At 69.4% G+C, this 21,657-nt stretch carries 18 protein-coding genes and 2 riboswitches; of the genes, 14 read left to right on the forward strand and 4 right to left on the reverse strand.

All coding sequences use genetic code 11. The features are described from left to right. The first annotated feature begins 915 nt into the window (after positions 1–915). Positions 916–1,857, forward strand: coding sequence for a Kdo hydroxylase KdoO (locus A3AG_RS0106660; protein ID WP_018004670.1), 942 nt, complete (start codon positions 916–918; stop codon positions 1,855–1,857). A 23-nt stretch (positions 1,858–1,880) separates the two neighbouring features. Here A3AG_RS0106660 and A3AG_RS0106665 read toward each other — a convergent pair whose 3' ends face one another. Then, entirely contained in the window at positions 1,881–3,284 is a 1,404-nt protein-coding gene (locus tag A3AG_RS0106665; protein WP_018004671.1) for a coniferyl aldehyde dehydrogenase, read from the reverse strand. A 298-nt stretch (positions 3,285–3,582) separates the two neighbouring features. On the opposite strand from A3AG_RS0106665, the gene A3AG_RS0106670 reads away from it, so the two are divergent. Then, the gene (locus A3AG_RS0106670; protein ID WP_018004672.1) at positions 3,583–5,262 is read left to right on the forward strand and encodes a GMC family oxidoreductase; all 1,680 of its coding nucleotides are present in this window, start codon (positions 3,583–3,585) and stop codon (positions 5,260–5,262) included. On the opposite strand, the gene A3AG_RS0106675 is transcribed toward A3AG_RS0106670, so the two are convergent. Continuing rightward, entirely contained in the window at positions 5,259–6,938 is a 1,680-nt protein-coding gene (locus A3AG_RS0106675) for an acyl-CoA dehydrogenase family protein (protein WP_018004673.1), read from the reverse strand. The two genes, A3AG_RS0106670 and A3AG_RS0106675, sit on opposite strands and share 4 nt — an antisense overlap. A 201-nt stretch (positions 6,939–7,139) precedes the next feature. After that, positions 7,140–7,241: riboswitch (TPP riboswitch) on the forward strand. A 98-nt stretch (positions 7,242–7,339) separates the two neighbouring features. On the opposite strand from A3AG_RS0106675, the gene thiC reads away from it, so the two are divergent. The 7 genes from thiC (at position 7,340) to A3AG_RS0106710 (ending at position 13,994) form a co-directional block, all read left to right on the forward strand. Continuing rightward, on the forward strand, positions 7,340–9,220 hold the full coding sequence (gene thiC / locus A3AG_RS0106680; protein WP_018004674.1) for a phosphomethylpyrimidine synthase ThiC: 1,881 nt from the start codon (positions 7,340–7,342) through the stop codon (positions 9,218–9,220). Between the two features lie 156 nt (positions 9,221–9,376). Then, a complete protein-coding gene (locus A3AG_RS0106685) occupies positions 9,377–10,576 on the forward strand; it encodes an FAD-dependent oxidoreductase (RefSeq protein WP_018004675.1) in 1,200 nt (399 codons plus the stop codon). 12 nt (positions 10,577–10,588) lie between these two features. Then, positions 10,589–10,786, forward strand: a complete 198-nt coding sequence (gene thiS, locus A3AG_RS0106690; protein ID WP_018004676.1) for a sulfur carrier protein ThiS — start codon at positions 10,589–10,591, stop codon at positions 10,784–10,786. 3 nt (positions 10,787–10,789) lie between these two features. After that, a complete protein-coding gene (locus tag A3AG_RS0106695; protein ID WP_018004677.1) occupies positions 10,790–11,623 on the forward strand; it encodes a thiazole synthase in 834 nt (277 codons plus the stop codon). After that, positions 11,620–12,753, forward strand: a complete 1,134-nt coding sequence (locus A3AG_RS0106700; protein WP_018004678.1) for a thiamine phosphate synthase — start codon at positions 11,620–11,622, stop codon at positions 12,751–12,753. Before A3AG_RS0106695 ends, A3AG_RS0106700 begins: the two co-directional genes overlap by 4 nt. Before the next feature lie 7 nt (positions 12,754–12,760). After that, positions 12,761–13,267, forward strand: coding sequence for a GNAT family N-acetyltransferase (locus A3AG_RS0106705; RefSeq protein ID WP_018004679.1), 507 nt, complete (start codon positions 12,761–12,763; stop codon positions 13,265–13,267). A gap of 277 nt (positions 13,268–13,544) precedes the next feature. Then, the gene (locus A3AG_RS0106710; RefSeq protein ID WP_018004680.1) at positions 13,545–13,994 is read left to right on the forward strand and encodes a PaaI family thioesterase; all 450 of its coding nucleotides are present in this window, start codon (positions 13,545–13,547) and stop codon (positions 13,992–13,994) included. A gap of 23 nt (positions 13,995–14,017) precedes the next feature. On the opposite strand, the gene thiD is transcribed toward A3AG_RS0106710, so the two are convergent. Further along, positions 14,018–14,854, reverse strand: a complete 837-nt coding sequence (thiD, locus tag A3AG_RS0106715; RefSeq protein ID WP_051073488.1) for a bifunctional hydroxymethylpyrimidine kinase/phosphomethylpyrimidine kinase — start codon at positions 14,852–14,854, stop codon at positions 14,018–14,020. Positions 14,855–14,912: 58 nt separating this feature from the next. After that, a riboswitch (S-adenosyl-L-homocysteine riboswitch) is annotated at positions 14,913–15,027 on the forward strand. A gap of 118 nt (positions 15,028–15,145) precedes the next feature. On the opposite strand from thiD, the gene ahcY reads away from it, so the two are divergent. From ahcY to A3AG_RS0106735, 4 genes are all read left to right on the forward strand, one after another. After that, entirely contained in the window at positions 15,146–16,564 is a 1,419-nt protein-coding gene (gene ahcY, locus A3AG_RS0106720; RefSeq protein WP_018004682.1) for an adenosylhomocysteinase, read from the forward strand. Between the two features lie 72 nt (positions 16,565–16,636). Next, positions 16,637–16,987, forward strand: a complete 351-nt coding sequence (locus tag A3AG_RS0106725) for a phage holin family protein (protein ID WP_018004683.1) — start codon at positions 16,637–16,639, stop codon at positions 16,985–16,987. Between the two features lie 40 nt (positions 16,988–17,027). After that, on the forward strand, positions 17,028–17,858 hold the full coding sequence (gene metF, locus A3AG_RS0106730) for a methylenetetrahydrofolate reductase [NAD(P)H] (RefSeq protein ID WP_018004684.1): 831 nt from the start codon (positions 17,028–17,030) through the stop codon (positions 17,856–17,858). Between the two features lie 294 nt (positions 17,859–18,152). Beyond that, positions 18,153–18,911 carry a Mut7-C RNAse domain-containing protein gene (locus tag A3AG_RS0106735; RefSeq protein WP_018004685.1) on the forward strand — a complete coding sequence of 253 codons (759 nt, stop codon included), beginning with the start codon at positions 18,153–18,155 and terminating at the stop codon, positions 18,909–18,911. Here the strand turns inward: A3AG_RS0106735 and A3AG_RS0106740 are convergent. Then, positions 18,908–19,486 carry a 5-formyltetrahydrofolate cyclo-ligase gene (locus A3AG_RS0106740; RefSeq protein ID WP_018004686.1) on the reverse strand — a complete coding sequence of 193 codons (579 nt, stop codon included), beginning with the start codon at positions 19,484–19,486 and terminating at the stop codon, positions 18,908–18,910. The two genes, A3AG_RS0106735 and A3AG_RS0106740, sit on opposite strands and share 4 nt — an antisense overlap. Positions 19,487–19,591: 105 nt before the next feature. Between A3AG_RS0106740 and A3AG_RS0106750 the strand changes: the two genes are divergently transcribed. Continuing rightward, the gene (locus tag A3AG_RS0106750) at positions 19,592–21,544 is read left to right on the forward strand and encodes a lytic transglycosylase domain-containing protein (protein ID WP_018004688.1); all 1,953 of its coding nucleotides are present in this window, start codon (positions 19,592–19,594) and stop codon (positions 21,542–21,544) included. The last annotated feature ends 113 nt before the right edge of the window (positions 21,545–21,657 follow it).

Below are 21,657 nucleotides of genomic sequence, written 5' to 3' on the forward strand. Positions count from 1 at the left end.
CTGGGCGGGTCACTTTTTGGCCGAGCGCCAAAAAGTAACCAAAAAGCGCGTTGACTGCCCTGCGGGCGGCATGTCTTATCGTAGTGTGCGCTGGGTTTTCGTGCGGGGCTTTGCTTCCTCACATAGCTGGACTGCCTGCCGCAGGGGGGCACCACCGTGGGTGGGGCGTTGGCATGGTGGTTGAACGAGCCCAGAGCGCGGAGTGGCCCCTGCTGCTGGCCGTGTCGTAGGAACGCCTTCGGCTGCTGCGCCGGCCCTATCGCGGGGCTTGGGCCTTGGCACGGTACGCGTCGCTGCGCTCGCTTGGCGCTGACGGGTCCCCGGCCTCCGTGACTGTCTGTGGAAGGCACGAATTCGTTGAGCCTCCTGTCCTCACCGCCGCGCCTCTCCCGCCAAGCGGGAAAACCAGCGGAAGTGGGCACGCTTGGATAGGTCTGTTTTCGAGGAGCGCAAAGCAAGCGCAGCGACGCGTACCGTGCCAGAGCCACGCCCCGCGATACTGACCGCGCAGCAGCCGAAGGCGTTCCTACGACAACGCCCGCAGCAGGGGCCACTCCGCGCTCTGGGCTCGTTCAACCATCATGCCAACGCCCCTGCCACCGTGGTGCACCCCTGCGGCAGGCAGTCCAGCTATGTGAGGAAGCCCAGCCCCGTACGAAAGCTCCCGGGCACACTACGATAAGACATGCCGCCCGCAGGGCAATCAACGCGCTTTTTGGTTACTTTTTGGCGCTCGGCCAAAAAGTGACCCGCCCAGCAGGGCGGAACCATGCGGTCCAACAGCCGACAGCATGTCACCAACACCACCCACCCCACGCACCCAGCAAGCCCCCAATAGCCCCAACCCCACAGTAGTAAAATCCCCCGACCACCCAAAAACCTCCTTCCCCGGGGCCCCCGCCCCAGAGGACTCCCATGCCCGCTGCAGCCGTTGCCACTGCCACCACGCCGACCCGCTCCGCATCCGGAGGCAACCTCGACCTGATCCGCCCGCAGCCCTACGCCGACTGGGCCCCGCAGGTCACTCCCGAGGAACGCGCCACGCTGCGCCGCGAACTGGAGCAAGGCGCGGTCCTCTACTTCCCCAACCTGAAGTTCCAGTTCCAGCCCGGCGAAGAGCGCTTCCTCGACAGCCGCTACTCCGACGGCAAGTCCAAGAACATCAACCTGCGCGCCAACGACACCGCGGTGCGCGGCGCCCAGGGCACCGAGCAGGACCTGGCCGACCTTTACACGCTGATCCGCCGCTACGCCGACAGCAGCGAGTCGCTGATCCGCACGCTGTTTCCGGAATACATCCCGCACATGACGCGCGCCGGCACCTCGCTGCGGCCCAGCGAGATCGCCGGGCGCCCGGTCAGCTGGCGCAAGGACGACACCCGCCTGCACGTCGATTCCTTCCCGTCCAACCCGATGCTGGGCAAGCGCCTGTTGCGCGTGTTCCACAATATCGACCCGGCGGCGCCGCGCGTGTGGCGGGTGGGCGAGCCGTTCGGCGATTTTGCGCAGAAGTTCGTGCCCAAGACCCACGGCATGTGGCCGGGGCAGGCGGCGCTGATGAAGTTGCTGCATATCACCAAGCGCCGCCGCTCGGAATACGACCACCGCATGCTGCAGCTGCATGACCTGGCCAAGGCCGACCTGGACTACCAGGCCAACGTGCCGCAGCAGGAATTCCACTTCCCGCCGGGTGCGACCTGGATCGTCTTCAGCGACCAGCTGCTGCACGCGGCCATGCGCGGGCGCGCGATGATGGAGCAGACCATCTACCTGGCGCCGCAGGCGATTTCGGACCACACCCATTCGCCCGAGGCGGTGCTGTCGCGCATGCTCGGGCGGCCGATGCTGGTGTCGTAAGCGCGGCCTGCGCCGGCCAAGGCTCAACGCAGCAGCAGGCGCAGCATGGTGTCGAAGGTCTTGCCGTAAGGCGGCTTGAGCAGGCCGGCGCCGTTCAGGCTGGCCTGGTGGAATACCGGCTTCACCTTCGAAAAGGTATCGAAGCCCGCCTGCCCGTGGTACGCGCCCATGCCGCTGGCGCCGACGCCGCCGAACGGCAGGCCGTCCTGGGCGATATGGAACAGGGTGTCGTTGACGGTGACACCGCCGGCGACGGTCTGCCGCATCACATGGGCGATGGCGCCGCGGTCGCGTTCGAACACGTACAGCGCCAGCGGGCGCGGGCGCGCGTTGATGTAGTCCACCGCCTCATCGAGGGTGCGGTAGGTCACCACCGGCAGCACCGGCCCGAAGATTTCCTCGCGCATCGCGGTCACGCCTGCGGGCACGTCCAGCAGCAGCACCGGCGGCAGGCGCCGCGCCTGCGCATCCGGCTGCGCCTCCGACAGCGGCACCACGGTCGCACCGTGCGCGGCAGCCTCGTCGACCAGCCCTGCCAGCCTTGCGAAGTGCCGCGGGCTGATGATGCTGGTGTAGTCCGGGTTGTTCGCCAGGTCGGGATAGAGCCGGCCCACGCAGCGGCGTGCCGCCTCCACCAGTCGACCGCGCAGGTCCTCCGGCACCAGCACGTAATCCGGCGCGATGCAGGTCTGGCCCGCATTCATCAGCTTGCCCACCAGGATGCGCTCCACCGCGCGCTCGAGGTCGGCCCCGGCGCCGACGATGGCCGGTGACTTGCCGCCCAGCTCCAGCGTCACCGGGGTCAGGTTGGCGGCCGCCGCGCGCATCACATGGTGGCCCACCGCGGTCGAGCCGGTGAACAGGAGGTGGTCGAACGGCAGCGCGGTGAAGGCGCTGGCCACTTCGGCATCGCCATTGATCACCACGATTTCGTCCGGCGCGAAGTGCCGCGGCACCAGCTGCGCGAACAGCGCCGCGAAGCGCGGCGTGTATTCCGACAGCTTGACCATGGCGCGATTGCCTGCCCCCAGCGCGCCCGCGAGCGGCCCGATGGCCAGGTACAGCGGGTAGTTCCAGGGCACCACGATGCCCACCACGCCGAGCGGCTGCGGCACCAGGCGCGAGCGTGCGGGACGAAACCAGAACCCGGTGGGCGCGCGCCGCACGCGCATCCAGCGCTTGCCGTGGCGCAGCGCATCGTCGATGCCGGCCAGGCTGGGGAACACCTCCAGCAGCGCGGTTTCCTGGCGTGGACGGTTGGTGAAATCCGCGTGGATGGCGGCGGCAATTTCGGCCTGGTTTTCGGTCACCAGGCGTCGCAGGCGCTGCAGGCGGTCGGCGCGCACGGTCCAGGCGGGCAGCTGGTCGCGCCGCGAGGCGGCATGCATCGCACCGAAGACGGACGACAGGTCGGGAACTTCTCGCATGGCTGCGCTCCAGGATTTCCGCGCACATTCGCGCACCATCGCGCAAGATAAGGCAGCGCGCCGGCCAAGACAATGGAAGCTTGCTACCAGCAACCCGATTCAAACGCCCGTCCGGCGCGCTCGCGCGCCTCTCCGTCAAGCCCGTGCCTTTGCTTGCCGCCGCCCGCTCCGGCCTTGAGCCAGCGCAGCCAGCGCCTACACTGAATCTCACGGCTTGCCATCCGCTGGACGGACAGGGCGCGCGCCGGCGCGGCCCGGCTCACGCACGCGCGCCGCCTGCGGACTCGCGGGGAGACAGATGGAAACCACCTATGACTACGTCATCGTCGGCGCGGGGTCGGCGGGCTGTGCGCTGGCGGGGCGCCTGGCCGACAGCGGCGACGACACCATTGCGCTGGTCGAGTCCGGGCACCACGACCACCATGTGCTGGTGCGCACACCTGCCGGGCTGGCCGCGATGTTGCCGCGCGCGGGGGCGCGCAACTATGGCTTCCACACCGTGCCGCAGCCGGGCCTGAACGGCCGCCGCGGCTACCAGCCGCGCGGGCGCGGGCTGGGCGGCTGCTCGTCGATCAACGCCATGATCTACACACGCGGCCGGCCCGCCGACTACGATGCCTGGGCCGACGCCGGCTGCGATGGCTGGTCCTGGGACGACGTGCTGCCGTACTTCCGCCGCGCCGAATGCAACGAGCGCCTGGCGGGCAGCGACGACGATCCGCTGCACGGCGGCAACGGCCCGCTGCACGTCAGCGACCTGCGCACGCCCAATCCGTTCGCCGAGCGCTTTATCGAGGCCGCGCAGCAGGCCGGCTATCCGCGCAACGACGATTTCAACGGCGAAGAGCAGGAGGGCATCGGCTGGTACCAGGTCACGCAGCATGCCGGCGAGCGCTGGAATGCCGCGCGCGCCTACCTGCACGGCGGCAACGCGCGCGACCGCGCCTGCAACGGCGGCCGGGCGCGGCTGCGCGTGCTGACCGACACGCAGGCCCTGCGCATCGTCTTCGAAGGCCGCCACGCCGCCGGAGTGCTGGTGCAGCGTGACGGCCGCCAGCAGCTGCTGCGCGCGCGTCGCGACGTGATCGTGTGCGCGGGCACGTTCGGCTCGCCGCAGCTGCTGATGGTCTCCGGGGTCGGGCCCGCCGCGCACCTGCGCGAGCACGGCATCGACGTGGTCCATGACTTGCCCGGCGTGGGCGCCAACCTGCAGGATCACCTCGACGTGGTGTTGCACAAGCGCACCGCCGTGCCCGAGCTGTTCGGCGTGTCGTTCGGCGGGCTGGCGCGGCTGCTGTCCGAAATGCTGCGCTACCGGCGCGAGCGCGCCGGCATGATGTCGAGCAACTTCGCCGAGGCCGGCGGCTTCGTGCGCAGCCACCCGGCGCTGCCCGAGCCCGACCTGCAGCTGCATTTCGTGGTCGGCCTGGCCGACGACCATATGCGCAAGCTGAATCGCGGCCATGGCTATTCCTGCCATGTCTGCCTGCTGCGCCCGCGCAGCCGCGGCGAGGTCCGGCTGGCCGCACCCGATATCCGGCGCGCGCCGCTGATCGATCCGAAGTACCTCAGCGACCCGCGCGACCTCGACGGCATGGTGGCCGGCGTGCGCATCGTGCGCAGCATCCTGTCGCAGCCGCAGCTGGCCTGCTTCGGCGGACGCGAGCTCTACACGGCCGGCCTGCGCGCCGATGGCAGCGACGATGCCGCCGTGCGCGAGCTGATCCGCGAGCGCGCCGACACCATCTACCACCCGGTCGGCACCTGCCGCATGGGCATGGATGCGATGGCGGTGGTCGACCCGCAGCTGCGCGTGCGCGGCGTGGAAGGCCTGCGCGTGGTCGATGCGTCGGTGATGCCCACGCTGATCGGCGGCAACACCAATGCGCCCGCGATCATGATCGGCGAGCGCGCGCACGACCTGATCCGCTATGCGCCGCGGGTGATGCTGCGGGTGCTGGAGTCGATGGAGGCCTAGCCCTCGAAGCCGCGCGACGCCACCCGCCCGAGCGCGCCGGCATCCGCGTCGAGCGTGCCGAACACGCGCCCATGCTGGCGCCCGAGCCGGCTGGCGACGAACAGCTCCGCGTGCGCGGGGTCGGCATGCGCCAGCATCAGCGCCGCCTGCGCGGTCAGGACCAGGCCCTGGGCGAAGCGGCGCGCACTGGCTTCGAGCTGGTCGGGGTTCTCGCGCAGCATGGCCTGCAGCGAGGCCAGTTCGGCGCGCACCGCGGGGTGGCCGCCGGCGCGGCGCGACAGGTCCTGCAACAGCCGCGCGCCGTCGTCCGGATTGCGCTGGAGCGCACGCAGCACGTCCAGGCACATGATATTGCCCGAGCCTTCCCAGATCGAATTGACCGGCGCCTCGCGGTACAGCCGCGCCATCGGCCCTTCTTCGACATAACCGTTGCCGCCCCAGACCTCCATCGCTTCACCGGTGGCCTCGAGCGTGCGCTTGCACACCCAGAACTTGGCCGCGGGCGTGACCACGCGTTTCCAGGCGGCGGCGAGCGGGTCGGGGTTGTCGCCCTCGGCCTGCGCGAAGGCGTGGCCCAGTTCCATCATCAGCAGTGTGGCGGCTTCGGATTCCAGTGCCAGGTCTGCCAGCACGTTGCGCATCAGCGGCTGGTCGCACAGCAGGCGGCCGAAGGCGCTGCGGTGGCGCGTGTGGTGCAGCGCCTGCACGTAGGCCGCCCGCAGGATCGCGGCGCTGCCGATGACGCAGTCCAGCCGCGTGCTGGTGGCCATCTCGATGATGGTCGGGATGCCGCGGCCTTCCTCGCCGATCAGGATGCCGATGGCGTCGCGGAACTCGACTTCGCTGCTGGCGTTGGAGCGGTTGCCGAGCTTGTCCTTGAGCCGCTGGATCTGCACCGCGTTGCGGCTGCCGTCGTCGCGAAAGCGCGGCACGAAGAAGCACGACAGCGGACCGTCTTCGGCGCCCATGCGCGCCAACACCAGGTGCGCATCGCACATCGGCGCGGAAAAGAACCACTTGTGCCCGGTCAGCGCGTATTCCGCGCCGCGGCCTTCGCCGCCTGCGCCGTTTAAGGGGCGCGCCACGGTGGTGTTGGCGCGCACGTCGGAACCGCCTTGCTTCTCGGTCATGCCCATGCCGATCATGATCGCGGTCTTGTCGCGCCATGGCAGGTCGCGCGCATCGTGTTCGGTCGCATAGAGCCGCGGTTCCAGCTCGGCAAACAGCGCGGCTTCCTTGCGCAGCACGGGGATGCTGGCAAAGGTCATGGTGGGCGGGCACAGCGAGCCCGATTCCACCTGCGCCTGCAGGAAGTAACCCGCGGTGCGCGCCGCCCAGGCGCCCGCGCGCGGCTGCGCGAAGGGCAGGGCCTGCAGCTGCTGGCTTCGCAGCAGCCCCAGCAAGGCGTGCCAGGCCGGATGGAACTCGACCGTGTCGATGCGCTCGCCGGTGCGGCTGTGGGTGTGCAGCTCGGGCGCATGGCGGTTGGCGTCGGCGGCCCATTGCTGCACTTCCGGTTCGCCCAGGCGCGCACCGAACTGCCGCAGCGCGTCGGCGTGCCAGCCGCCGCCCAGGCGTTCCAGCGCGGCCCGCACCGTGGGATCGGCGTCGAACAGGTTGTAGTGCGCGAGATCCGGCACCTGGTTGAAGACGCGATGGGTGGCGGCGTCGGTCATGATGTCTCCTCGAGCGGGGCTTGGCGTTTGCTTGCATGGTAGAGCACGCTGCGCGCGTATGAGTGCATGGTGGTTCGCTTATGGCCGGTTTTTGCGATGCAGCATGCGCGATTCGATACCTTTTTGCACGGCTGTGGCACCAGCCCCGGTGGCCAACTGGCACTGGCGCCCACCGGTGCTCTGTGCTTAAATTCACCCCGTTGGATGAAACAGGGGTGCCGTGCGGATGGGCCGTGCGGCTGAGAGAGTCCCTTCGAACCCGATCCGGTTAGTACCGGCGTGGGAAGTTTCAGCAAGACCAAGCCTCTTGTCCCTCCGGGACACGCCACCTCAGCCACAAGCCAGGCGGCGCTCACAGGGCTCCTGGTTTCGTCCACCCCGCAAGAGAGAGGACGACACCCATGGCCCGTACTGCCCCCGCTGCATCCTTCGAATCGCTCGAAAGCGATCTCGACCAGAAATTCGCCTATCCGGCTTCCAGCAAGACCTACCTGACCGGCAGCCGCCCGGACATCCGCGTGCCGCTGCGCACCATCCTGCAGACGTCCACGCGCACGGAGAAGGGCGAGATGCCCAACCCGCCGATCCCGGTGTACGACACCTCGGGCCCGTACAGCGACCCGGACGTGCATATCGACCTGAAGGCGGGCCTGCCGCCGGTGCGCGCCAAGTGGATCGAAGAGCGCGGCGACACCGAGGTGCTGCCCGGCCTGTCGTCGGAATACGGCCGCGACCGCGCCAACGATCCGGCCACCGCGCACCTGCGCTTCGCCCAGCTGACCAACCCGCGCCGCGCCAAGGCCGGCGCCAACGTGTCGCAGATGCACTATGCGCGCAAGGGCATCATCACGCCGGAAATGGAGTACGTGGCGCTGCGCGAATCGCTGAACCTGCAGGCGCTGTACGACAAGCCCGAATACAAGGCGCTGCTGCGCCAGCACCCGGGCAACGCGCTGGGCGCCGGCCTGCCGCTGCGTCCGGAAGACATCACGCCGGAATTCGTGCGCCAGGAGATCGCCTCGGGCCGCGCCATCATTCCCGCCAACATCAACCACACCGAACTGGAGCCGATGGCGATCGGGCGCAATTTCCGCGTCAAGATCAACGGCAACCTCGGCAACTCCGCCGTGACCTCGTCGCTGGCCGAGGAAGTGGAAAAGATGGTGTGGTCGATCCGCTGGGGCGCCGACACCATCATGGACCTGTCGACCGGCAAGCACATCCACGAAACCCGTGAATGGATCCTGCGCAATTCGCCGGTGCCGATCGGCACGGTGCCGATCTACCAGGCGCTGGACAAGACCGGCGGCATCGCCGAGGACCTGACCTGGGAGATGTTCCGTGACACGCTGATCGAGCAGGCCGAGCAGGGCGTGGACTACTTCACCATCCACGCCGGCGTGCTGCTGCGCTACGTGCCGCTGACCGCCGACCGCGTCACCGGCATCGTCTCGCGCGGCGGTTCGATCATGGCCAAGTGGTGCCTGGCGCACCACAAGGAAAACTTCCTGTACACGCACTTCGACGAGATCTGCGAGATCATGAAGGCCTACGACGTGTCGTTCAGCCTCGGCGACGGCCTGCGTCCGGGCTGCATCGCCGACTCCAACGACGAGGCCCAGTTCGGCGAGCTGCGCACGCTGGGCGAGCTGACCGCCAAGGCGTGGAAGCACGACGTGCAGGTGATGATCGAAGGCCCGGGCCACGTGCCGCTGCAGCGCATCCAGGCCAACATGGACGAAGAACTCAAGCATTGCTACGAGGCGCCGTTCTACACCTTGGGACCGCTGGTGACCGACATCGCCCCGGGCTACGACCACATCACCAGCGGCATCGGCGCGGCCAATATCGGCTGGATGGGCACCGCCATGCTGTGCTACGTCACGCCCAAGGAGCACCTGGGCCTGCCGGACAAGGAAGACGTGCGCGAGGGCATCATCACCTACAAGATCGCTGCCCACGCCGCCGACCTGGCCAAGGGCTGGCCGGGCGCGCAGCTGCGCGACAACGCGCTGTCCAAGGCGCGCTTCGAGTTCCGCTGGGAAGACCAGTTCAACCTGGGCCTGGACCCGGAGCGCGCGCGTTCGTACCACGACGCCACGCTGCCGGCCGAAGGCGCCAAGATCGCCCACTTCTGCTCGATGTGCGGGCCGAAGTTCTGCTCGATGAAGATCACGCAGGAAGTGCGCGACTACGCCGCCTCGCTGCCCAAGGAAGCGCAGCAGGGCATGGAAGAGAAGTCGATCGAGTTCCTGAAGAAGGGCAGCAAGATCTACTCGTAAGTCAGTGGCAGCAAATCTGCCGAAGTCAAGGCAGGACGGGCATGGCCTCGCAAGCCATGCCCGCGCAAGATCCGCCGCCGCGCAGCGCCCCGCGCGGCGGCACCGATAACAAGGAGGCCGGACGCGGCCGCATGGCGCGCCCGGCACAACACCCTCATGACAGCAGTGCAGTCGTTTGACGTCGCCATCCTCGGGGCCGGCCTGGCCGGCCGCCTGGCCGCCTGGTTGCTGGTCCGCGGCGGCGCCCGCGTGGCGCTGGTGGAGCGGGCCGGGCCGGACGGCGCGGGTTCGGCCGCCTACGTAGCCGCGGCCATGCTGGCGCCGCTGGCCGAGTCGGCCATCGCCGAACGCCGCATCGTCGATCTCGGCATCGCCAGTGTCGACCTGTGGCGCGCCTGGCTGGCCGAGCTGGCCGAGCTGGCGGAGCCGGTGTTTTTCCAGGAGGACGGCACGCTGGTGGTCTGGCATGCGCGCGACCGCGCCGAGATGTCGCTGTTCACCAGCCGCGTGCGCGCGGTGGCGCCGCCGGAACTGGTGGCGCAGCGGCTGCGCGCGCTCGACGGCAAGGGCGTGGGCGAGGTCGAGCCGGCGCTGGCGGGCCGCTTTCCGCAAGGACTGCTGCTCGCCGGCGAAGGCCAGCTGGATAACCGCGGGGTGCTGCGCGCGCTGCTCTCGTGCGCGGTCAGCGAAGGCGTGCATTGCGTGTGGGAGGCGGGCGAGGTCGATGCCGGCTCGCTGCCGCAGCTTGGCATCCACGCCGACGTGGTGCTGGACTGCCGCGGCCTGGGCGCGCGCAGCGCCTGGCCGGCGCAGGCCGGCGGCAGCCAACCGGGGCTGCGCGGGCTGCGCGGCGAAGTGGTGCGCGTGCATGCGCCCGACGTCAGGCTGCACCGGCCGGTGCGCCTGCTGCACCCGCGCTATCCGATCTATATCGCGCCCAAGCCTAACGACCTGTATGTGATCGGCGCCACCGAGCTGGAAAGCGAGGACGATTCGCCGATGAGCGTGCGCTCCGCGCTGGAGCTGCTGTCGGCGGCGCATTCGCTGCATCCCGCCTTCGGCGAGGCACGCGTGCTGGAACTGAACGTGCAGCGCCGGCCCACGCGGCCGGACCACCTGCCGGCGATCCGCGTCGACCAGCGCGCGCGCGTGGTGCGCGTCAACGGCCTGTACCGCCACGGCTTCCTGATCGCCCCGGCGGTGACCGAGGCCGCGTGCGCGGTGGTGGGCGCGCTGCTCAACGGCGATCCCGCCGCGCATGCCGTGCCTGCCGCGCTGCGCTGGCCCGGTATGATCGAGGCGGTGACCGAAGCGCCGGCGCCCGTCGTCGGCGCGCGCTCCGGCACGCTGCATTAATGCAAGACTGACATGGATATCCTGCTCAACGGCCGACCGCTTGCCCTTGCCGAATCCGCCACGCTGGCGGACGCGGTGAGCGCGGCGCAGATCGCGCCCCCCTTTGCCGCGGCGGTCAACGGCCAGTTCGTGCCGCGCGCCGCGCACGCCAACACCCTTCTTGCGGCCGGCGACCGCATCGACCTCGTGCAACCCGTGACGGGAGGCTGACCCATGACCTTCGAACCTTCCGCAACCCTGCGCGACCCGTTCGTGCTGTACGGCGAGTCGTTCGGCTCGCGCCTGCTGCTCGGCACCGCGCGCTATCCGTCGCCGGCCACGCTGGCAGCGGCCGTGCAGGCGTCCACCCCGGCCATGATCACGGTCGCGCTGCGCCGCCAGGGCGCGGTGGGAGATGGCGAGGGCGGCCAGGCGTTCTGGCAGATGCTCAAGGCGCTGAACGTGCCGGTGCTGCCCAATACCGCCGGCTGCTTCACCGCGCAGGAAGTCATCACCACCGCGATGATGGCGCGCGAGGTGTTCGAGACGCCGTGGATCAAGCTCGAGCTGATCGGCGACGACTACACGCTGCAGCCCGATACGCTCAACCTTCCGGCCGTGGCGGATACCCTGATCAGGGAGGGCTTCAAGGTGCTGCCGTACTGCACCGAGGACCTGGTGCTGTGCCGCCGCCTGCTCGACGTCGGCTGCCAGGCGCTGATGCCGTGGGCCGCGCCGATCGGCACCGGCCGCGGCGCGGTCAACCCGCACGCGATGCGCGTGCTGCGCGAGCGCCTGCCGGATACCCCGCTGATCGTCGATGCCGGCCTGGGCCTGCCGTCGCATGCGGCGCAGGTGCTGGAGTGGGGCTACGACGGCGTGCTGCTCAACACCGCGGTGGCACAAGCCGCCTACCCGGTCGACATGGCGCGCGCCTTCGCCCAGGCCGTGGCCGCGGGCCGCACCGCCTACCTGGCCGGGCCGATGCCCGAGCGCGAAGTCGCGCAGGCCAGCACCCCGGTGGTCGGCATGCCGTTCTGGCACGCCGACACGGAGCAGCGCGCATGACCCGCCGCCCCGTGCACGCCCCCAGCGACGGCCCGCTGCGCCAGGCGGTGCTGGAACACTATGGCGACGCCTTCGGCGTCGACGACAAGCCGTGGCAGGCGTGGCGCCTGCAGGACGCGCCGGCGCAGCCCGGCGCCCACGACGTGCTGCTGTCCGACGGCGAAGCCGATGCCGACACCATCGCCCGCGTTGCCGCCGCCGGCGCCACGCTGGTCGAGACCGACCGCGAAGGCGGCCAGTGGATCGACACCGTGCGCTCGCCGATGGGCACCTGGGTGTTCTCGGTCGCCGCGGATACCGACCAGCCGCATTCGCCCGCCTTCGTCGCGGTGCTGCTGGCCTGCCTGTCGCTGCATTTCCCGGCCCACGATGCGCTGTGCCTGGCGCGCGCCTGGGCCCCCGGCTCGGCCGACTGGCCGTCCGACTTCGCGCGCTTCCCGCACGTGCGCCATGCCGCGCTGGTGGCGCCCGAGCACACCGTGGCGCCGTTCGCTTCGTGCCCCGCGCTGGGCCTGTACGTGGTGGTGCCGGATGCCGAGTGGATCGAGCGCCTGGCGCCGCTGAACGTGCCCACGCTGCAGCTGCGCTTCAAGTCCGGCGACGCCGCCGCGGTGCACGCGCAGATCGCGCGCGCGGCAACGGCCATGCAGGGCTCGTCGTCGCGCCTGTTTATCAACGACCACTGGCAGGCGGCGCTCGACTACCATGCCGCCCATGGCGCGCACAGCGGCATCTACGGCATCCACCTGGGCCAGGAAGACCTGGACGATGCCGACCTCGACGCGATCCGCGCCTCCGGGCTGCGGCTGGGCGTGTCCACGCACGGTTACGCCGAGATGCTGCGCGTGGCCGCGATCCGCCCCAGCTACCTGGCGCTGGGCGCGATCTTCCCGACCACTACCAAGGTGATGCCGACCCAGCCGCAGGGCATGGGCCGCTTCCGCGCCTACGTAAAGCTGATGCAGCCGGTGATTCCCTCGCTGGTCGGCATCGGCGGCGTCAATGCGTCGAATCTGCGCGAGGTGCTGGCGGTGGGCGTCGGCAGCGCCGCGGTGGTGCGCGCCGTCACCGAGGCCGACGACGTGCCGGCCGCGGTGGCCCGCCTCGTCAGCCTGTTCCCGGCCGGCTGAGCGCGCCGTGGCCGCCCCGCGCATTCGCCTGGCGGCCGTGGATGACCTGCCGCGGCTGCCGGACATCGAGCTGGCCGCCGCCGCGCTGTTCCCGGAAGTCGACCTGCCGGCGCTGCTGCGCCTGGTCAGCACGCCGGCGCTGGCACTGGCGGCGGCACAGCGCGAAGGGCGCCTGTGGGTGGCCGAGCATGGCGGCGAAGTCGCCGGCTTCGCGCTGGCCAGCCGCCATGGCGCCTGCGGCTATCTCGACGAGATGGACGTGCATCCCGACCACGGCCGGCGCGGCATCGGGCGCGCGCTGGTCGGCACCGTGCAGGACTGGGCGCGTGCCGGCGGACTGCGTTCGCTGGGCCTGACCACCTTTGCGCATTTGCGCTGGAATGCGCCGTTTTACGCGTCGATGGGGTTCCGGCAGCTGCAGGACAGCGAGCTTTGCCCGCTGCTGGCGCAGGCGCTGGCGAACCAGCGTGCGGCGGGGCTGCGGCAGCGCGTGGCGATGCGGCAAGTGTTCTGAAGCGGGGGGTTGCTCCCCTCTCCCGCCTGCGGGAGAGGGGCCGGGGGTGAGGGCAGGTGCTGGCAATCGCGACGGCATTACTCCGTCGACACGCCGGCCCTCACCCCCATCCCTCTCCCACTTCGCGGGAGAGGGGAGCCTGGTTCCCACGGCGTGAGCTACGGCGCTTTCCACGGGCAAGATTTGTGCGACATTCGCCCAGCCCCAGGAACCGATGCAAAACCCGCCGCTATGATGTCGGGCAGCATTCCCCGCCAACCACCCAGCCGCGCCAGCCATGTCGACCCAGCTCCCCGCCATCATCCCCGCCGCGCCCGGCACGCCTGAAAAGCCCTATTTCGGCATCGACGTGCCGCTGATGCGCTATTTCGGCCTGCAGCCGGAGCTGATCGAAGAGGGCTACTGCCGCACGCGCCTGCCGGCGCATCCGCAGCTGGTGAACAGCCGCGGCGACGTGCATGGCGGCACGCTGATGGCGACGCTCGACTTCACCCTGAGCGGCGCCGCGCGCTCGCATGCGCCGACCGAAACCGGCGTGATCACCATCGACATGTCCACCCACTTCCTGGCTGCCGCGCGCGGCGAGCTGACGCTGGAAGCGCGCTGCCTGCGCCGCGGCGCGCGCATCGCGTTCTGCGAAGGGGAAGTGAAGGATGCCGACGGCAACGTGGTGTGCGTGGCGCGCGCCGCGTTCAAGCTGGTGCCGTTGTCCAGCGGCGGCAACTGAGCGCTGCCTGAGCCGCCCGCCGCTCAGCCCAGCGCGCGCGGCGCGAAGGCGTGGTTCAGCGGGCCGTTGCCGCTGCCCAGCCGCAGTCCGGCGCCGGCCGCGATGGCCTGCGCCACGTAGTCCAGCGCGGTCCCGACAGCCGCTTCCAGCGCATCGCCGCGCGCCAGCTGCGACGCGATCGCCGCCGCCAGCGTGCAGCCGGTGCCGTGCAGGTTGCGGGTCTCGACACGCGGGTGCGTGAACACGCGCACGCTGCCGTCCCTGAGCATCAGCATGTCGTCCAGCCCGCCGGCGTGGCCGGCCGCGCCATCGTCCTCGAGATGGCCGCCCTTGAGCAGCACGGCCGGGCAGCCCAGCGCGATCAGCTCGGCGGCGGCCTGTTCCATGTCGGCGCGGCGCGCGATCCTGCGGCCCAGCAGGTACGAGGCCTCGGGCAGGTTGGGCGTGACCAGCAGCGCGCGCGGGAACAGCAGCCGCACCATGGCCTGCGTGGTGGCGTCGTCGGACAGCGTCGCGCCCGAGGTCGAGATCATCACCGGGTCCACCACCAGCTTGCGGATGCCGTGCCGGTCCGCCGCCGCGGCCACCGCCTCGACGATGGCGGCGGTGCCCAGCATGCCGGTCTTGGCCGCGTCCACGCCGATATCGCCGGCGACCGCGTCGATCTGCGCGGCCACCATCTCGGCCGGGATCGCATGCACCCCGGTCACGCCCAGCGTGTTCTGCGCGGTGATCGCGGTGATCGCGCTCATGCCGAAGCAGCCCAGCGCGGAAAAGGTCTTCAGGTCGGCCTGGATGCCGGCGCCGCCGCCGGAGTCGGAGCCGGCGATGGTCAGGGTGCGGGGTGGCGTTGGAATCATCTGAGCGGAAATCAAGGAGGGCCGGTGCGCAAGGCCTCCGGGCACGCTACAATACCGCCACTCCGAGGAGCGTTGCAACGGATGGAGGCCCGCGAAGGACATCGCGCGGCCGGCGGCACAGCCGCCCCAGCCATCCGCCAGGCTCGGACTGTCTTCAACGGCGCTCGCTGATCCGTGGTCCGCACGGAAGCGAGTCGACCTATTCGCGTGCTTTGCATGAGCCCGAGCGCCATGCACGCGCCAGATCCCCGTACTCGTCACCTGCGTGCCACTCTTCACCGGGAGTGAAACATGAACGCCGTGACCGACCTGAAGCAAGACTACCTCGTCGCCGACATCAACCTGGCCGGCTGGGGCCGCAAGGAAATCGCCATTGCCGAGACCGAGATGCCCGGCCTGATGGCGATCCGCGATGAGTTCGCCGCAGCGCAGCCGCTCAAGGGCGCGCGCATCGCCGGCTCGCTGCACATGACGATCCAGACCGCCGTGCTGATCGAGACCCTCAAGGCGCTGGGCGCCGACGTGCGCTGGGCCTCGTGCAATATCTTCTCGACCCAGGACCACGCCGCCGCCGCAATCGCCGCGGGCGGCACGCCGGTGTTTGCGTTCAAGGGCGAGTCGCTGAAGGAATACTGGGACTTCACGCACCGCATCTTCGACTGGGCCGACGGCGGCACGCCCAACATGATCCTCGACGACGGCGGCGACGCCACGCTGCTGCTGCACCTGGGCGCGCGCGCCGAGAAGGACGCTGCGGTCATCGCCAACCCCGGCAGCGAGGAAGAGACCTATCTGTTCGCCGCGATCAAGGAAAAGCTGGCCCGCGACCCGAGCTGGTACAGCCGCAACCTGGCAGCGATCCGCGGCGTGACCGAGGAAACCACCACCGGCGTGCACCGCCTGTACCAGATGGCGCAGAAGGGCGAGCTGCGCTTCCCGGCGATCAACGTCAACGACTCGGTCACCAAGAGCAAGTTCGACAACCTGTACGGCTGCCGCGAGTCGCTGGTCGACGGCATCAAGCGCGCCACCGACGTGATGATCGCCGGCAAGATCGCCGTGGTCGCCGGCTACGGCGACGTGGGCAAGGGCAGCGCGCAGGCGCTGCGCGCGCTGTCGGCACAGGTGTGGGTCACCGAGATCGACCCGATCTGCGCGCTGCAGGCCGCGATGGAAGGCTACCGGGTGGTCACCATGGACTACGCCGCCGAGCATGGCGATATCTTCGTCACCTGCACCGGCAACTACCACGTCATCACGCATGAGCACATGGCCAAGATGAAGGACCAGGCCATCGTCTGCAACATCGGCCACTTCGACAACGAGATCGACATCGCCTCGATCGAGAAGTACGAATGGGACGAGATCAAGCCGCAGGTCGACCACGTGAAGTTTCCGGACGGCAAGAAGCTGATCATCCTGGCCAAGGGCCGCCTGGTGAACCTGGGTTGCGCCACCGGCCACCCGTCGTACGTGATGAGCAGCTCGTTCGCCAACCAGACCATCGCCCAGATCGAGCTCTGGCAGGAACGCGACAGCGGCAAGTACCCGGTCGGCGTCTACACGCTGCCCAAGCACCTGGACGAGAAGGTCGCGCGCCTGCAGCTGCGCAAGCTGAACGCCCAGCTGACCGAGCTGACCGAGCAGCAGGCCGCTTATATCGGCGTGAAGAAGGAAGGCCCGTACAAGGCGGATCACTACCGCTATTGATGCGCGCAGCGAGGTAGCAACTCCCCTCTCCCGCTTGCGGGAGAGGGGGGCAAACACCAACAAGGAACCGTCATGAGACTACTGGTCGTCTGGATCATCAACGCCGTCGCGCTGTTCGTCTTGCCGTACATCATCCCGTCGATCCACATCAAGAGCTTCGGCTCGGCGATGCTGGCGGCGCTGGTGCTGGGCCTGGTCAATACGCTGATCCGTCCGATCCTGGTGATCCTGACGCTGCCGGTCACGCTGCTGACGCTGGGGCTGTTTATTTTCGTCATCAACGCGCTGCTGTTCCTGTTCGTCGGCAACCTGCTGTCGGGCTTCACCGTCGGCGGCTTCTGGGCGGCCTTGCTGGGCTCCGTCCTGTACAGCGTGATCTCGTGGCTGCTGGCCAGCGTGCTGCTGGGCAACCGCGACGACTGACCTTATTTCGCGCGCCGCGCCAACGCGGCGCGCCACCATCATGCAAGACCGCTACTTCAGCTTTGAATTCTTCCCGCCCAAGACGGCGGAGGGCACGGAGAAGCTGCGCAACACGCGCGCGCAGCTGGCCCCGCTCAAGCCCAAGTACATCTCGGTGACCTTCGGCGCCGGCGGCACCACGCAGCAGGGCACGCTCGACGCCGTGCTGGAAATCCAGCGCGAAGGCATCGAGGCCGCGCCGCACCTGTCGTGCGTGGGCTCGTCGCGCGAGAGCATCCGCGCGATCCTGCGGCAGTACCGCGACGGCGGCATCCGCCATATCGTCGCGCTGCGCGGCGACATGCCGTCGGGCATGGGCGAGATCGGCGAGTTCCGCTACGCCAACGAGCTGGTCGAGTTCATCCGCGCCGAGACCGGCGACTGGTTCAATATCGAAGTCGCGGCGTATCCCGAGTACCACCCGCAGGCGAAATCGCCGCGCCATGATCTCGACAATTTCGTGCGCAAGGTCAGGGCCGGTGCCGACTCGGCGATCACGCAGTACTTCTACAACGCCGACGCCTACTTCCGCTTTGTCGACGACGTGCGTGCGCAGGGCGTGGAAGTGCCGATCGTGCCGGGCATCATGCCGATCACCAACTACTCGCAGCTGATGCGCTTCTCCGAGATGTGCGGCGCCGAAGTGCCGCGCTGGGTGGCCAAGCGGCTGGAGAGCTTTGGCGACGACCGCGAGTCGATCCGCGCCTTCGGCCTGGACGTGGTCACCGCGCTGTGCGAGCGCCTGCTTGCCGCGGGCGTGCCGGGGCTGCATTTCTACACGCTCAACGCGGCCGGCGCGACCAAGGCGATCTGGCAGCGGCTGAAGCTGTAAGGAACGCCGCAGAAGAAGAGAGCGGTTTTGGGTGCTCCAAAGCGACTGGAGCTTGCCCAAGCAAGGTGTTCTCCCTCTTCCCTCATGGGGAGAGGGTTGGGGTGAGGGGTGGTTTGACTAGGTACCACATCAAGCAAGGCCAACGGTGTAAACCCACCGCCCTCGGCCATTGATCCGCCTAGCCCTCACCCCCACCCCTCTCCCGCAAGCGGGCGAGGGGAGCTTGCTGCGCGCGTAGGCAGCAAGCTTCAGGTTCCCGGCCACGCCTGCCACGATCGGTGCCATACTCGCCCCATGGTCACCGCCACCTTCCGCTTCTACGAGGAACTGAACGACTTCCTCGCGCCGGACCAGCGCCGGCGCGACCTGTCGTGCGTGTGCGCGCGCGCGGCCACGGTCAAGCACATGATCGAGGCACTGGGCGTGCCGCATACCGAGGTCGAGCTGATCCTGGTCAACGGCGAGTCGAGCGGATTCGAGCGGCAGCTGTGCGATGGCGACCGGGTCTCGGTCTATCCCAAGTTCGAGCGGATCGACGTGTCGCCGCTGCTGCGGGTACGCGAGCAGCCGCTGCGGGTGATGCGCTTCGTCGCCGATGCCCACCTGGGCGGGCTGGCGCACCTGCTGCGCATGACCGGCTTCGACACGCTCTACGACAACCATTTCGAAGACAGCGAGATCGAGCGCATCGCGGTCGACGAGGGCCGCATCGTGCTGACGCGCGACCGCGAGCTGCTCAAGCGGCGCGGCATCACGCACGGCTGCTATGTGCGCGCGCTCAAGTCGCGCCAGCAGGTGCGCGAGATTTTCGCGCGGCTGGACCTGGCGCGCAGTGCCCGGCCGTTTTCGCTGTGCCTGGACTGCAATGCGCCGCTGCGCGCGCTGGATCCGGCCGGCGCGGCCGGGCGCGTGCCGGACGGCGTGCTGGCGCGCCACCACAGCTTCGTCACCTGCGAGCGGTGCCGACGGGTGTTCTGGGAAGGCTCGCACTGGCGCTGCATGCGCGCGCTGGTCGACGAGCTGGTGCAGGGCGCCGGGCCCGCTGCGGGCTAGAACGCGCCCGACTCCGTCACGATCCAGTCCATGGCGATGTCGTGCGGCTGCGCCTGCAGCGCAATGCGGCACGCGTCGTAGCCGATGCCGATGGCGACCGGGCGCTGCGCCATGGCCGCCAGGGTGCGGTCGTAGAAGCCGCCGCCGTAGCCCAGGCGGAACTTGTCCGGGCTGAAACCGACACAGGGAATGAGCAGCGCATCGGGCATGGCGGCCTCGGTGCCGTCGGGCACAGGGATGCCGTAGTGGCCGGTGGCCATGGGCGCATCCGGCGTCCACAGATGGAAGTCCAGCGGCGCGCCGGGACGGCTGACCGACGGCAGCGCGGCATGGCGGCCGGGCACGGCGGCGAGCCACTGCGCCACCGCGGCGCGCGCGTCGAACTCCTGCTGGATCGGCCAGTAGAAGCCCAGGCAGCGCACCGCCAGGCCCGCCAGCAGTTCGGACAACGCGGCGCTGATGCGGGCATCGGCCGCGGTGCGCGCGGGCAGGTCGGCGCGGTGCGCGAGCAGTTGCGCGCGCAGCGCGCGGCGGTCGTCGGCAGGAAGGGAGCTAGTCGCAGGAATGGAAGACATGGCGTGGGATAATGCCCTCGTCCGAACCAACACGGACGGCGCAAGCCGCGGCTTTTGGCACAACGGTGCAGGCGCCGGCGCCGCCGTCCCCGACAAGGAAGAAGAATGCTGAAGGGAGTATATCTGCAGCGTGCAGGGCGGGCCGCCTGGATCGCGCTTGCATGTGCATTGCTTGTCACGCCCGTCCACGCGCAGAAGCGGCCGCAGGCGGTCTCGCGCGCGCCCTCGACGGTGATCCCCAGCGATCCCGACGAGGCCTTCATCGCGCTGCGCGAAGCCGCGCGCAAGAACGACGTGGAACGCGCCTACGCGATCTCGGCCACGCTGGTGGATTACCCGGTGCCGTCCTATGTCGAGTACTTCCGCATCAAGCCGCAGCTGTTCGACGCCAGCGGCCTGGCCCGCATCGATGCGCCGGACGACCAGGTGCGCGTGTTCCTGCAGCGCTACAAGGGCGACGCGATTGCCGACCGCATGCGCAATGACTGGCTGCTGGTGCTGGGCAAGAAGCGCGACTGGGCCAATTTCGACGCCGAATACCCGCAGTTCGCGCTCAAGGACGATACCCAGGTCGAGTGCTATGCGCTGCTGTCGCGCGCGCTCAAGGGCCAGAACGTCGCCGCCGACGCGCGCGCGGTGCTGAGCGATCCCAAGTACTACGGCGAGGGCTGCGTCGACCTGATCGGCTACCTGGCCCAGAGCCAGCAGATCCAGCGCAGCGACGTGGCCTTCCAGGCGCGCCTGGCGCTGGAGCAGAACTACGTCACGCTGGCCGGCAAGATCGCCGCGCTGGTCCCCGACGCGCGCGCGGATGGCGACACCCTGGCCACCATCGTCAAGATGGCGCGCTCCGACCCGTCGCAGGCGGCTGCCTACCTGGCCACGGCCCAGGGCGCGCTGTCGCGCGACGAGCAGGGCGCGGCCTGGGGCGTGATCGGCCAGTTCGCGGCCAAGAAGCTGCTGCCCGAGGCGGCCGGCTACTACCGCCGCCAGATGGACCTGGGCGGCAACCAGTGGCTGTCCGACGACACGCAGGAGTGGCGCGTGCGCGCCGCGCTGCGCCAGGGCGACTGGAAGCAGGTGCGCCAGGCGGTCGAGCTGATGCGCCCGGAGCTGCGCGCCAAGGACCCGGCCTGGATCTACTGGTACGGCCGCGCGCTCAAGGTCGACGGCCGCGACACCGAGGCCCAGCAGAACTTCCAGCAGATCGCCGGCCAGTTCAATTTCTACGGCCAGCTGGCCAGCGAGGAGCTCGGCAACCGCATCACGCTGCCGCCGCGCACCGCGGTCAGCGACGCCGAGGCCATGGCGATGCGCGCGCGCCCCGGTTTTCAGCGCGCGCAGAAGTTCTACGCCATGAACCTGCGCTTCGAGGGCAACCGCGAGTGGAACTGGGAACTGCGCAACATGAGCGACCGCGAGCTGCTGGCCGCCGCCGAATATGCGCGCCGCCTCGAATTGCTCGACCGCACCGTCAACTCGGCCGACCGCACCCGCAACGAGCATGACTTCGCGCTGCGCTTCCTGATGCCGTACCGCGACATCATGCAGCGCGCCACCGACGAGGTCGGCCTGGACATGGCGTGGGTGTACGGCCTGATCCGCCAGGAATCGCGCTTCATCATGAATGCGCGCTCGTCGGCGGGGGCGCATGGCCTGATGCAGGTGATGCCGGCGACGGCAAAATACGTGGCGCGCAAGATCGGCATGAGCGACTTTTCGCCGTCGATGATGGGCGATCCCACCATCAACATCCAGCTCGGCACCAACTACCTGAACATGGTGCTGACCGACCTGGACAGCTCGTGGACGCTGGCCTCGGCCGCTTACAACGCCGGCCCGGGCCGGCCCAAGGCCTGGCGCAGCACGCTGGCGCGGCCGGTGGAAGGCGCGATCTTTGCAGAGACCATCCCGTTCAATGAAACGCGCGGCTATGTGAAGAATGTGCTTTCCAACGCTACGTACTATGCTGCATTGATGAGTGGCCGGCCGCAGTCGCTGAAGTCGCGCCTGGGCACGGTCACGCCGTCGGCGGTGACCACCACCAGCCTGCCCTGAAGGGCGTCTCTCCTGGTCCGCCTGCCCTGTTACAGGGGGGGCACGACGGGCCTGCCGGCGTAGCGCCGGGGGCCCGGGCTGGCGGGGGTGCCGCGGCGTGCTTCTTTCCTGGC

Origin of the sequence: Cupriavidus neocaledonicus (assembly GCF_000372525.1) — a bacterium.
Taxonomy (GTDB): Bacteria; Pseudomonadota; Gammaproteobacteria; order Burkholderiales; family Burkholderiaceae; genus Cupriavidus; species Cupriavidus neocaledonicus.